This window comes from Bacillus licheniformis DSM 13 = ATCC 14580, assembly GCF_000011645.1.
Classification (GTDB): domain Bacteria; phylum Bacillota; class Bacilli; order Bacillales; family Bacillaceae; genus Bacillus; species Bacillus licheniformis.
Genome location: NC_006270.3, coordinates 81,742 through 95,000 on the forward strand (window position 1 = coordinate 81,742; position 13,259 = coordinate 95,000).

Annotated in this window: 14 protein-coding genes (1 of these 14 running past the window's edge); all 14 read left to right on the forward strand. The window is 46.4% G+C overall.

Features of this window, described 5'->3' with window-relative positions; translation table 11 throughout:
* The first annotated feature begins 28 nt into the window (after positions 1-28).
* Complete coding sequence (gene ftsH / locus TRNA_RS21940; protein WP_003178238.1) at positions 29-1,948, forward strand: ATP-dependent zinc metalloprotease FtsH; 1,920 nt, start codon at positions 29-31, stop codon at positions 1,946-1,948.
* A 202-nt stretch (positions 1,949-2,150) separates the two neighbouring features.
* A complete protein-coding gene (locus TRNA_RS21945; protein ID WP_003178242.1) occupies positions 2,151-2,927 on the forward strand; it encodes a type III pantothenate kinase in 777 nt (258 codons plus the stop codon).
* An 11-nt stretch (positions 2,928-2,938) separates the two neighbouring features.
* Complete coding sequence (gene hslO, locus TRNA_RS21950) at positions 2,939-3,808, forward strand: Hsp33 family molecular chaperone HslO (protein WP_003178244.1); 870 nt, start codon at positions 2,939-2,941, stop codon at positions 3,806-3,808.
* A gap of 52 nt (positions 3,809-3,860) precedes the next feature.
* Positions 3,861-4,751 (forward strand): peptidyl-prolyl cis-trans isomerase, encoded by an 891-nt coding sequence (locus TRNA_RS21955; RefSeq protein WP_009330071.1) that lies wholly within the window; start codon positions 3,861-3,863, stop codon positions 4,749-4,751.
* Between the two features lie 75 nt (positions 4,752-4,826).
* Positions 4,827-5,750: a cysteine synthase A gene (gene cysK / locus TRNA_RS21960; RefSeq protein WP_003178247.1), complete on the forward strand. Its 924-nt coding sequence runs from the start codon at positions 4,827-4,829 to the stop codon at positions 5,748-5,750.
* A 196-nt stretch (positions 5,751-5,946) separates the two neighbouring features.
* A complete protein-coding gene (locus TRNA_RS21970; RefSeq protein ID WP_003178250.1) occupies positions 5,947-7,380 on the forward strand; it encodes an anthranilate synthase component I family protein in 1,434 nt (477 codons plus the stop codon).
* Positions 7,377-7,961, forward strand: a complete 585-nt coding sequence (gene pabA, locus TRNA_RS21975; RefSeq protein ID WP_003178252.1) for an aminodeoxychorismate/anthranilate synthase component II — start codon at positions 7,377-7,379, stop codon at positions 7,959-7,961. Before TRNA_RS21970 ends, pabA begins: the two co-directional genes overlap by 4 nt.
* Positions 7,958-8,818, forward strand: a complete 861-nt coding sequence (gene pabC, locus TRNA_RS21980; protein ID WP_009330072.1) for an aminodeoxychorismate lyase — start codon at positions 7,958-7,960, stop codon at positions 8,816-8,818. The genes pabA and pabC overlap by 4 nt, the downstream gene beginning before the upstream one ends.
* Positions 8,819-8,830: 12 nt before the next feature.
* Positions 8,831-9,688, forward strand: a complete 858-nt coding sequence (gene folP / locus TRNA_RS21985; protein WP_003178255.1) for a dihydropteroate synthase — start codon at positions 8,831-8,833, stop codon at positions 9,686-9,688.
* Positions 9,681-10,043, forward strand: coding sequence for a dihydroneopterin aldolase (folB, locus tag TRNA_RS21990; RefSeq protein ID WP_025805876.1), 363 nt, complete (start codon positions 9,681-9,683; stop codon positions 10,041-10,043). The genes folP and folB overlap by 8 nt, the downstream gene beginning before the upstream one ends.
* Positions 10,040-10,540: a 2-amino-4-hydroxy-6-hydroxymethyldihydropteridine diphosphokinase gene (gene folK, locus TRNA_RS21995; protein WP_003178260.1), complete on the forward strand. Its 501-nt coding sequence runs from the start codon at positions 10,040-10,042 to the stop codon at positions 10,538-10,540. Before folB ends, folK begins: the two co-directional genes overlap by 4 nt.
* The gene (locus tag TRNA_RS43080; RefSeq protein ID WP_003178262.1) at positions 10,492-10,701 is read left to right on the forward strand and encodes a helix-turn-helix domain-containing protein; all 210 of its coding nucleotides are present in this window, start codon (positions 10,492-10,494) and stop codon (positions 10,699-10,701) included. Before folK ends, TRNA_RS43080 begins: the two co-directional genes overlap by 49 nt.
* A gap of 16 nt (positions 10,702-10,717) precedes the next feature.
* Positions 10,718-11,719: a tRNA dihydrouridine synthase DusB gene (gene dusB, locus TRNA_RS22005; RefSeq protein WP_003178264.1), complete on the forward strand. Its 1,002-nt coding sequence runs from the start codon at positions 10,718-10,720 to the stop codon at positions 11,717-11,719.
* Positions 11,720-11,803: 84 nt separating this feature from the next.
* Positions 11,804-13,259 carry the 5' portion of a lysine--tRNA ligase gene (gene lysS, locus TRNA_RS22010; RefSeq protein WP_011197475.1) on the forward strand. It continues 44 nt past the right edge of the window, so the window shows 1,456 of its 1,500 coding nt (coding positions 1-1,456); the start codon lies at positions 11,804-11,806; its stop codon lies off the right edge, out of view.

Genomic DNA, 13,259 nt, shown 5'->3' on the forward strand with positions numbered 1-13,259 from the left:
TTGTGCTTACTGTGGGAGGAGGTAAGGAATGAATCGGGTCTTCCGTAATACCATTTTTTATTTACTTATTTTATTAGTTGTGATCGGAGTTGTGAGCTACTTCCAAACCGCAAATCCGAAAACAGAAAATATGACGTATAGTGACTTTGTTTCAAACCTAGAAAACGGGAAGGTTGAAAATGTCTCCATCCAGCCTGTCAGGGGTGTGTACGAGGTTCGGGGGCAGCTGACGACCTATGAAAAAGATCAGTATTTCCTGACCCATGTTCCTGAAGGAAAAGGGGCAGATCAAATCATTGATCAAGTGAAAAAAACGAAGATACAAATAGAACCTGCGCAAGAAGCAAATGGATGGATGACGTTCTTTACCACCATCATCCCTTTTGTTATTATCTTCATTCTTTTCTTCTTCCTGCTTAATCAGGCTCAAGGCGGCGGCAGCCGTGTTATGAACTTTGGAAAAAGCAAGGCGAAGCTCTATACAGAAGAAAAGAAACGCGTCAAATTCAAAGATGTGGCAGGAGCGGATGAAGAAAAGCAAGAGCTTGTGGAAGTCGTTGATTTCCTCAAGGATCCCCGCAAATTTGCCGAGCTCGGTGCAAGAATTCCGAAAGGCGTGCTTTTGGTCGGACCTCCGGGTACCGGTAAAACATTGCTGGCGAAAGCATGTGCCGGTGAAGCAGGGGTGCCTTTCTTCAGCATCAGCGGATCTGACTTCGTTGAAATGTTCGTCGGGGTTGGTGCATCACGTGTTCGCGACTTGTTTGAAAACGCCAAGAAAAATGCGCCGTGTCTGATTTTCATCGATGAGATTGATGCTGTCGGACGCCAGCGGGGAGCAGGCCTTGGCGGAGGTCACGATGAACGTGAACAGACGCTCAACCAGCTTCTTGTTGAAATGGACGGATTCAGCGCCAATGAAGGAATCATCATCATCGCTGCGACAAACCGCGCCGATATTTTAGACCCTGCATTGCTGCGCCCGGGACGTTTTGACCGTCAAATTACTGTTGACCGCCCGGATGTCAAAGGCCGTGAAGCTGTACTTCAAGTACACGCAAGAAACAAGCCTCTTGATGAATCCGTAAACCTAAAAGCGATCGCGATGCGGACGCCAGGGTTCTCGGGTGCAGACCTTGAAAACCTTTTAAATGAAGCGGCTCTTGTGGCGGCGCGTCAAGATAAGAAAAAGATCGATATGCGAGACATCGATGAAGCGACAGACCGCGTCATCGCCGGACCTGCAAAGAAAAGCAGGGTGATCTCGAAAAAAGAACGCAATATCGTGGCTTATCACGAGGCGGGACACACCGTTATCGGACTTGTCTTGGATGAGGCGGATATGGTGCATAAAGTAACGATTGTACCGCGCGGCCAAGCAGGCGGATATGCCGTCATGCTTCCTAAGGAAGACCGTTATTTCCAAACCAAACCCGAACTTCTCGATAAGATTGTCGGCTTGCTTGGAGGCCGTGTAGCTGAGGAAATCATCTTCGGCGAGGTCAGCACGGGCGCCCATAATGACTTCCAGCGCGCTACAGGCATTGCCAGACGAATGGTAACCGAATTCGGTATGTCTGAAAAGCTCGGTCCTCTTCAATTCGGACAATCGCAAGGCGGGCAAGTATTCTTGGGTCGAGATTTCAACAATGACCAAAACTACAGCGACGCGATTGCGTATGAAATCGATAAAGAAATCCAGCGCTTCATTAAGGAATGTTATGAACGTGCAAAAACAATCCTTACTGAAAATCGCGACAAACTTGAGCTGATCGCTCAAACATTGCTGGAAGTTGAAACGCTCGACGCTGAGCAAATCAAGCATTTGTCTGAGCACGGAAGACTTCCTGATCGAACATACTCTGATGATCAGGAGAAGACAGATGATGTGAAAGTCAACATCAATAAACGAGATGACGAAGAGAAAAACGAGGATGAAAAAGAGTAATGACGCTTTTTCGTCTCTTCAGGAAAACTGCCAAGCTCTGCTTTTGGCAGTTTTCTTTTTTTATGGCTGAAAAAATCCGCTTTGGAAAATCTTTCTCCTCACCGGTTTGATTCGTTTACAAACAGAATCGGCATCGTGTATTGTATGATGGTAGAATGTTTTATGTCCAAGTAAGAGAAACTAGTCAAAAGTGGTGATCAGAATGTTGCTTGTTATAGATGTAGGAAATACAAACACCGTCCTTGGCATCTACCACGAAGGAGAGCTTGAATATCATTGGCGGATTGAGACAAGCCGCCATAAAACGGAAGACGAATTCGGCATGCTTCTTCGTTCTTTATTTGATTATGTCGGACTGATGTTTGACCAGATCGAGGGGATTATTATTTCATCAGTTGTACCACCGATCATGTTCTCCCTCGAAAGAATGTGTATCAAATATTTTCAGATCGAGCCTCAGATTGTCGGTCCGGGAATGAAAACAGGATTAAACATAAAATACGATAATCCGAAAGAAGTCGGAGCAGACCGCATTGTAAACGCAGTAGCCGCTATTCATCTCTATGGCAGCCCCTTGATTGTCGTTGATTTTGGAACCGCTACGACGTACTGTTACATTAATGAGCGCAAGGAATATATGGGTGGTGCGATCGCGCCGGGCATCACGATTTCAACTGAAGCGCTTTATTCAAGAGCTGCCAAGCTTCCCAGAATTGAAATTGCACGGCCTGATCATATAGTCGGCAAAAGTACGGTCAGCGCGATGCAGTCCGGAATTCTTTACGGCTATGTCGGACAGGTTGAAGGCATTGTCAAACGGATGAAATGGCAGTCCAAGAAAAATCCGAAAGTCATAGCGACGGGCGGCCTTGCTTCCTTGATTGCAGACGAATCGGACTGCATCGATATTGTTGACCCGTTCCTTACGTTGAAGGGGCTAGAGCTCATTTATGAACGGAATCGTGTTGAAAGTGTATAGGAGGATGAGGTATGGATTATTTAGTGAAAGCCATTGCATATGACGGCAAAGTGAGGGCATATGCAGCGAATACAACAGAAACGATTCATGAAGCCCAAAGAAGGCATAACACATGGCCTACCGCTTCCGCCGCTTTAGGAAGAACGATGACGGCGGCTGTCATGCTCGGCGCCATGCTGAAAGGCGAAGACAAGCTCACCGTTAAGATTGAAGGAGGCGGACCGATCGGCGCGATTGTCGCTGACGGAAATGCAAAAGGAGACGTCAGGGGATACGTGTCCAATCCGCACGTTCATTTCGACTTAAATGAACACGGCAAACTTGACGTCAGAAGAGCCGTCGGTACGTCAGGAACGCTAAGCGTAGTAAAAGATCTCGGTCTCCGCGATTTATTTACAGGCCAGGTTGAGATCGTTTCCGGAGAAATCGGCGAGGATTTTACTTATTATCTCGTGTCCTCTGAACAGGTTCCTTCTTCGGTGGGTGTAGGGGTGCTCGTCAACCCCGACAATACGATTTTAGCTGCAGGCGGATTTATCCTGCAGCTGCTGCCGGGAACGGACGACGAAACCATCACGAAGCTTGAAACAAACCTTTCACAAGTGGAGCCAATTTCAAAGCTGATTCAGAAAGGTTTGACACCTGAGGAAGTGCTGGCTGCGGTATTGGGAGAAGAACCGGAAGTACTGGAAACCGTTCCTGTCCGATTTACATGCAATTGTTCAAAAGAACGTTTCGCAAGAGGCATCATCGGTCTTGGCAAGGATGAAATTCAACAGATGATTGATGAAGATGGCCAAGCCGAGGCTCAATGCCATTTTTGCAATGAAACGTATCTGTTTACAAAGGAAGAGCTTGAAGCGCTTCGAGATGAAATATAAGCCCGCTATCCAGTAGCGGGTCTTTTACAATGGGGAAAGGGGAGACACCATATTGAAATCGAGAACACTTTGGCCGATTATTTTAGGTGCGATCTTCGTCAATTGCATTGTGATCGCGTATGTTCTGACGAAAGCGCAGACCGCTTCTTCATCGTCAGCTCAAGAAGTCATTGCCCATATCGGAAAAAACGGCATCACGCGTGAAGAATGGCTGAGCGAAATGGAAGAGCGCTACGGAAAATCAACCCTTGAAGATATGATCAACGACCGCGTAGTTACCCAAATGGCCGAAAAAAACAAGATCAAAGTGTCTGATGATGACATTGAAAGAGAATTTCTGCTGATTAAAGCTGTATACAATTCCTTCTACGAAGACGAAAACACAACAGAAAAAGAATGGAAAGAGCAGATCAAGCATAATATTCTTCTTGAAGAGCTCCTGACAAAAGACATTGTCATTTCTGACAGCGAATTGAAGTCATTCTATAACAAAAATAAGGACTTATATAAATTCGATGATTCTTATCGCCTCAAGCATATCGTTGTCAAAGATAAAGATGAAGCAGAACAAGTTCTTAAAGAACTGAAGGAAGGGTCCAGTTTTGAAGCGGCCGCAGCCGAACACTCGACTGACCGGTATACGGCTCCTTACGGCGGCGACCTCGGTTTCGTCAATGATCAGCATGAAAACGTTCCGGCCGAATATTTGGAGAAAGCTGAACAACTAAAGGAAAATCAATGGGTGGATGAACCGATTAAAACAAGCCAGGGCTATGCGATTATCCAGCTCAAAGAAAAGCTCCCGGGGCAAGCTTTCACTTACAGCGAAGTGAAAAATCAAATCAGAAGGCAGATCGCGATGGATCAATTAGGCGACAAAGCTTCTGTCAAGACGCTCTGGAAAGATGCGAAACTGTCTTGGTTTTATGACGATAAAAAATAAAGATTGACAAAATATTTTGATATTGATAAATTAGATATAATCCCAATAAAATTACTCGGAAATTGAGGTGTTCAAATGGTTCGCGTTGCAAACTCTGTTTATGACTTAATCGGAAATACACCTGTCGTTAAATTAAATCGACTAGTTGATGAAGACAGTGCTGAAGTATATGTGAAACTGGAGTATATGAACCCTGGAAGCAGCGTAAAAGACCGGATTGCGCTTGCTATGATAGAAGACGCTGAAGAGAAAGGCCTTCTGAAAGAAGGAGATACACTGATTGAACCGACAAGCGGAAATACAGGAATCGGACTTGCCATGGTCGCTGCAGCGAAAGGCATCAAAGCGATTCTTGTTATGCCTGATACAATGAGTTCTGAGCGCCGCAACCTTCTGCGTGCATATGGAGCTGAGCTTGTGCTGACTCCAGGTGCTGAGGGAATGAAAGGCGCGATTAAAAAAGCGGAAGAACTGGCTGAGGAACACGGCTATTTTATGCCTCAGCAATTTAACAATCCTGCGAACGCAGAAGTTCACCGCCGCACGACGGGAAAAGAAATCGCTGAACAATTCGGAGACGGTTTAGATGCTTTCATTGCAGGTATCGGAACCGGCGGAACGATAACGGGTGCCGGAGAAGTTCTGAAAGAAAAAAATCCGTCCATCAAGATTTTCGCGGTGGAACCGACTGATTCTCCTGTTCTTTCCGGAGGAAAACCAGGGCCGCACAAAATTCAGGGAATCGGAGCGGGATTCGTTCCGAAAATCTTGAATACGGAAATTTACGATGAAATCATCACAGTGAAAAACGAAGAAGCCTTTGAATTTGCCCGTAAAGCGGCGAGAGAGGAAGGAATTCTCGGAGGAATTTCTTCAGGCGCAGCCATCTGTGCTGCTCTTCAAGTTGCTAAAAAGCTTGGAAAAGGCAAAAAAGTTCTCGCTGTGCTTCCTAGTAACGGAGAGAGATACTTAAGCACGCCTCTTTACCAATTTGAATAGGCTCCAGCTGAAACAGGAGGCTGCCGACGATGTCGGCGGCCTTTTGTTTGTCATGGAGCGCAGCCCTTTTAAAAGCTCGGTGTCCTTGAGTGAACATGCTCAAGGGCTTTTTTCTGTATTGGAAATGAAATTCTCTTTTCCTAGAAAAAAGATATGCATTACAATAAGGACATTAGACTAACGGCAGAGGAATGATATGATGAGACAACGAAGGCCTGTAGCCAGAGCGTTCCCATTTTCCAATCAACAGTTTTTGCAGCAATATGAAAGCCTATCGAAAGGAAAAGAATACCACGTTCTGCTGGAAAGCGCGAGAGGCGGAGAATACAGCATAGCCGGACTCGACCCTGTCGCAATAGCGAAAGGGAAAGACGGTATCACGACGATTCAATATAAAGGGGACGTCATATTCAAAGAGGGGGATCCGTTTCTGCAGTTTTCTCAATGGTTTGAAACGCTGAAAACGGAGACAGTTGCAGATTTTCCCGACTTTCAGGGCGGGGCTGTCGGTTTTCTTAGCTATGACTATGCCCGGTATATTGAGAAATTCAAAATCCTGTCTATTGATGATCTGCAAACGCCGGATTTATTCTTTCTCGTATTTGATGATATAGCCGTCTATGACCATGAGCAGCAGCAGCTTTGGGTGATTACCCACACTGATGAAGAAACGCCGGCCGCTGCGGAAGAGAAATTGGACAGGCTTGAGCAAATGTGGAAGACGGAACATCCGAAGGCCGCTGGAGGTCATCAGCCGAATGATAACAAAGGCCCGGCATTCGCGGCCTCATTTACAGAAGCCGGCTTTTCTCAGGCTGTTGAGAAAGTGAAGCAATACATCGCAAGCGGTGACGTATTTCAGGTGAATCTTTCTGTTCGCCAGTCGGAGCGCCTTTCTGCGCCTCCTTATGAGGTGTATAAGATGTTAAGAGAAATCAACCCTTCGCCGTACATGGCCTACTTGGAAACCCCGGATTTTCAAATCATCTGCGGGTCGCCTGAACTGCTCATTAAGAAAAAGGGCACCAGGCTTGAAACAAGGCCGATTGCCGGAACGCGATCCCGCGGGGCGGATGAAGCGGAGGATGAAGCGCTCGCGAACGAATTGATCATGAATGAAAAAGAGCGCGCCGAACATGTGATGCTCGTTGATTTAGAGCGTAATGACCTCGGCAGGGTCTCCAAGTACGGTTCGGTCCGGGTCGATGAATTCATGGTGATTGAGAAGTATTCCCACGTCATGCATATTGTCTCAAATGTGTGCGGTGAACTAAGGGATGAATGCGATGCCGTTGATGTCATCCATGCCGTGTTTCCCGGAGGTACGATCACCGGAGCGCCGAAAGTCAGAACGATGGAAATTATTGAGGAGCTTGAGCCAACGAGACGGGGGCTTTATACTGGTTCTATAGGGTGGTTCGGATATAATCAGGATATGCACTTTAATATCGTCATCCGAACGATTTATGTGAAAGCGGGCCAGGCGTTCATGCAGTCGGGAGCGGGAATCGTCATCGATTCAAATCCTAGGCATGAATATAAAGAGTCAATTAAAAAGGCCCTGGCGATGAAAAAGGCGCTGCAGTTGAGTGAAGAAGAGAAAAAAGAGCAGAGGAGAGCTGAGATATGATTCTAATGATCGACAATTACGATTCGTTTACGTACAACTTGGTTCAGTATTTAGGCGAGCTTGGCGAGGAGTTGGTCGTCAAGCGGAACGATGAGATCACCCTTCAGGAAATAGAGGACATGTCGCCTGACTTTTTGATGATTTCTCCCGGGCCTTGCAGTCCGGATGAGGCCGGGATCAGCCTTGAAGCGATCCGCCATTTTGCCGGGAAGATACCGATTTTCGGGGTTTGCCTCGGACACCAGTCGATCGCCCAGGTTTTCGGCGGCGATGTCGTCAGGGCAGAGCGGCTAATGCATGGGAAAACTTCCGAGATTTCGCACGACGGGCTGACGGTTTTTAAAGGCCTGGAACATCCGCTCACGGCCACGAGGTATCATTCTTTGATCGTCAAACCGGATACACTGCCCGATTGTTTTGAGACATCGGCTTGGACGGAAGAAGGGGAGATTATGGCCATCAGGCATAAAGAACTGCCGGTTGAAGGCGTTCAGTTCCATCCAGAGTCGATTATGACCGCTTACGGAAAAGAGATGCTGAAGAATTTTATTGAGACTTACCGAAAGAAAGTGAACGCATGATCATTTACCTGAACGGTCAATATGTAAAGGAGGAGGAAGCAAGACTTTCTCCTTTTGACCATGGTTTTTTATACGGAGTCGGGGTATTCGAAACGTTCCGGCTTTATGAAGGGAAGCCCTTCCTTTTAGACTGGCATATGGACAGATTGAACAACGCTTTGGAACAGCTGAAAATTGAGCTTGAGCTGACAAAAAGCGAAGTGCTTGTCATTCTTGACAGGCTGCTTCAGTTGAATCAGCCGCAGAATCTGGATGCGAGGGTCCGGCTAAATATATCCGCCGGTCCCGGCGGCCCCGGCCTTTTTCCTGATTCATACAAAAATCCCGGCGTCATGGTGATGATGAATCCTTTTCAGCCTGCATCCGTTCCGGCTGAAAAGGAGGGCGTCATCTTGCAGGTCCGCCGCAATACGCCAGAGGGTCCGTTCCGCTTGAAATCGCATCACTTTTTAAATAATTTGTACGGAAAAAGGGAGCTCGGACATGACGCGGCCAAAGAAGGGATTTTTCTTACCGAAGGCGGAGCTGTAGCTGAAGGAATTATTTCCAACGTTTTTTGGCGGAAAGGCAGCTGTGTGTATACACCTTCTCTTGATACCGGCATATTAGGCGGTGTCACACGCCGCTACGTCATCGAGCGCCTTGCAGATATGGGAATCGAAGTCATAGAGGGGGTATACCCCTTGGAAGAGCTTCTCTTTGCGGACGAAGCATGGATGACCAATTCCGTTCAGGAAATCGTTCCATTCCGGAGAATCGGCAGCACTGAATTTCCGGGAAAGGATGGAAATTTGTCGAAACGTCTGCAAGAGGCATACACTAATGATAGGAAAGCAGCAAAAGAATATTTGAGTTAAAGGGTGAAGGATATGGCGCTTCAAACAGCGGTGCGTTCAAAGCAACTGATCGCAAAGCAATACACGTTGTCTTATGAAGATAAAACATTGATCATGGGAATTTTAAATGTGACGCCCGATTCTTTTTCAGACGGCGGAAAATATAACAGCATCGATCGCGCCGTCATTCATGCAAAACAAATGATCGAAGACGGCGCCCATATCCTTGATATCGGAGGAGAATCGACGAGGCCGGGGGCGGAAAAGGTTTCTCTTGATGAAGAGCTGTCAAGAGTCATACCTGTAATTGAAAAACTTGTTCAGGAAATCGACGTCCCGATTTCCGTTGACACTTATAAAGCGCAAGTGGCAGATGAAGCCATTAAGGCCGGTGCAGCCATCATCAATGATGTCTGGGGAGCAAAAGCAGATCCTGACATGGCCCGAGTTGCGGCCGCTCATAATGTGCCGATTATCTTGATGCATAACCGCGAGGAACGGAATTATAAGGATTTGATCCCGGACATGCTGTCTGATTTGATGGAATGTGTGAGCATTGCAAAATCAGCAGGCGTTCAGGATCATCACATCGTACTTGATCCCGGCATCGGCTTTGCCAAAACGTATCATGACAATTTGGCGGTCATGAATCAGCTCGAGAAGTTCAGCGAACCGGGATACCCGGTTTTATTGGGGACGTCACGAAAAAAATTTATCGGCCGAGTCCTGGATCTGCCGCCTGAAGAAAGAGCGGAAGGCACGGGGGCGACAGTATGCCTCGGTATTCAAAAGGGGTGCGATATCGTCAGGGTGCATGACGTCAAGCAAATCTCCAGGATGGCAAAAATGATGGATGCCATGATTGATAAAGGAGGCGTTTATCATCGATAAAGTGCATGTAGAGGGCATGGAGTTTTACGGATATCACGGTGTTTTCAAAGAAGAAAACAAACTCGGCCAGAGATTCCGCGTTGATCTGACAGCATTTCTAGATTTAAGCGAAGCCGGGAAAACGGATAATATTGAGGCCACCATTAATTATGCAGAGCTGTATAAGCTGTGCAAAGAGGTTGTGGAGGGAGAGCCGGTCAACCTTGTGGAGACCCTCGCGGAAACGATTGCCGCACAAGTGCTGGAGAATTTTGAAGCGGTTCAGGAATGTACGGTTAAAGTCGTCAAGCCTGATCCTCCTATACCTGGGCACTATAAATCGGTGGCCATCGAGATGACGAGAAAGCGAAAATGAACAACACGGCATATATAGCGCTCGGCTCGAATATCGGCCGGCGGGAAGAATATTTAAAAAAAGCTGTCTCTCTCCTCCATCAACATCCGTCTGTAGAGGTGACAGACATCTCGTCAATTTACGAAACTGATCCTGTCGGTTATACAGACCAAGATCTATTTTTAAACATGGCTGCAGCTGTTAAAACATCTCTTTCACCGTTTGAATTGCTCGATTTGACTCAGCGTATTGAAAAAGAACTCGGCCGCAAACGCGACATTAGATGGGGGCCGAGGACTGCAGACCTTGACATTTTGTTGTATAATCGTGAAAATATTGAGACAGAGCAACTTATCGTTCCTCATCCTAGAATGCATGAACGTTTGTTTGTACTCATCCCGCTGCTGGAGATTTATCCGGATCTTGAGGGAGCTGTCAATCATGCAAAAAATCAAGAAGGTGTAAGAGTATGGAAGCAGAAATCTGGGGTAGACGAATTCGTGCATATCGAAAGCTGAAGGGTTATACTCAAGAAGGGTTTGCCAAAGCATTGGGTATATCCGTTTCTGTGCTTGGTGAAGTAGAACGCGGGAATCGTATGCCGACGGAGAGCATGCTCAGGGATGTAGCCAATACTTTAAATATAACAGTGGAGGAACTATCTCCATCAGAAGAATAAGAAAGGAGGACTAAAAATGTTTAAAATCGGTGATATAGAATTAAAAAACAGGGTTGTGCTCGCGCCGATGGCCGGTGTCTGCAACTCAGCCTTCCGCTTGACGGTTAAGGAATTCGGAGCGGGTTTGGTCTGCGCCGAAATGGTCAGCGATAAGGCGATCCTTTACAATAATGCGAAAACGATGGGAATGCTTTATATCGATGAACGTGAAAAACCGCTCAGCCTGCAGATCTTCGGCGGAGAAAAAGAAACGCTTGTCGAAGCGGCGAAGTTTGTTGACCAAAACACAACTGCGGATATTATTGATATAAACATGGGATGTCCAGTGCCAAAGATCACAAAATGTGATGCAGGAGCCAAATGGCTGCTTGATCCGAATAAAATTTATGAAATGGTTTCAGCTGTCGTGGAGGCTGTTGACAAGCCTGTGACCGTGAAAATGAGAATGGGTTGGGACGAAGACCATATCTTTGCTGTTGAGAATGCGAGAGCTGTAGAACGAGCAGGCGGAAAAGCGGTCGCTCTTCACGGACGGACCCGCGTGCAAATGTACGAAGGAACGGCGAACTGGGATATTATCAAAGAAGTGAAGCAGTCCGTTTCAATCCCTGTAATCGGAAACGGTGATGTCAAAACTCCGCAAGATGCAAAACGCATGCTTGATGAAACAGGGGTGGACGGCGTCATGATCGGCCGTGCAGCGCTGGGTAACCCGTGGATGATTTACCGTACGGTTCACTATTTGGAAACAGGCGAATTGAAAGATGAGCCGAAAGTGCGTGAGAAAATTTCTGTCTGCAAACTTCACCTTGACCGATTAATCGGGCTGAAAGGCGAAAATGTTGCGGTTCGCGAAATGAGAAAGCACGCAGCCTGGTATCTAAAAGGCATAAGAGGAAACGCAAAGGTCCGGAATGAAATCAACCATTGCGAAACGAGAGATGAGCTCGTTCAGCTTTTAGACGCGTTTACGATTGAAGCCGAGGCAAAAGAGCTTCAGGATGCAAAAGTAGGATAAATCCGACCTCTGCTCACTGCCAGTTTTCACTGGCAGTTTTTCTGCTTTTTTCCTGAAAGACTAAAAGTAACGGAGTGATATATGATGAGCCATGAAGAGCATAACCATGAAGAATTAAACGACCAGCTGCAAGTCAGACGCGATAAAATGAATCAGTTGAGAGAAAGCGGAAAAGATCCTTTCGGACAGCGTTTTGATCGCACCCATCAATCAACTGATCTCATTGAGTCGTATAATGAATTCTCAAAAGAAGAATTAGAGGAAAAAGCAATTGAAGTAACGATTGCCGGCCGGATGATGACAAAGCGCGGAAAAGGGAAAGCGGGATTCGCGCATATTCAGGATTTAAAGGGCCAGATTCAGATCTATGTCAGAAAAGACAGTGTCGGTGAAGAGCAGTACGAATGGTTTAAAAGCTCTGACCTCGGGGACATCGTCGGCGTTACAGGCGTCATGTTTAAAACGAATGTAGGCGAATTGTCTGTAAAAGCAACATCTTTTGATTTATTGACAAAAGCTCTTCGTCCGCTTCCGGACAAATATCATGGATTAAAGGACATCGAGCAGCGCTACCGTCAGCGTTATTTGGATTTGATCGTAAATCCGGAAAGCAAAAATACGTTTATTACACGAAGCAAAATCATTCAATCCATGAGAAGATACTTAGATGACCACGGATACTTAGAAGTTGAAACGCCTACGATGCACGCGATTCCGGGTGGCGCATCTGCCCGTCCGTTCATTACACATCATAATGCGCTGGATATGCCGCTTTACATGAGGATCGCTATCGAGCTCCATTTGAAAAGGCTGATCGTCGGCGGGTTGGAAAAAGTCTATGAAATCGGACGTGTATTCCGAAATGAAGGGGTCTCCACACGGCACAATCCTGAATTTACGATGATCGAACTTTACGAAGCTTATGCTGACTATAAGGATATTATGAGATTGACGGAAAATCTCATTGCTCATATTGCACAAGAAGTGCTCGGCACTACGACCGTTCAATATGGAGATTATGAAGTCGACCTCAAGCCTGAATGGAAGAGACTCCATATGGTCGATGCTGTTAAAGAAGCCACCGGTGTAGACTTCTGGAAAGAAGTATCGGTAGAAGAAGCAAGAGCATATGCCAAAGAACACGGAATTGAAATTTCTGAAGGCATGTCAGTTGGACATATCATTAATGAATTCTTCGAGCAAAAAGTTGAAGAAACGTTGATTCAGCCTACTTTTATATACGGACACCCTGTGGAGATTTCTCCTCTGGCTAAGAAAAATCCTGAAGACCCTCGATTTACGGACCGTTTTGAGCTGTTTATCGTGGGCCGTGAGCACGCGAATGCATTTACTGAATTAAATGATCCTATCGACCAAAAAGAACGCTTTGAAGCGCAATTAAAAGAACGTGAAGAAGGAAACGATGAAGCGCATATGATGGATGAAGACTTTGTCGAAGCGCTGGAGTACGGAATGCCTCCTACCGGCGGCCTTGGAATCGGCATCGACAGACTGATTATGCTTTTGACGAATTCTCCTT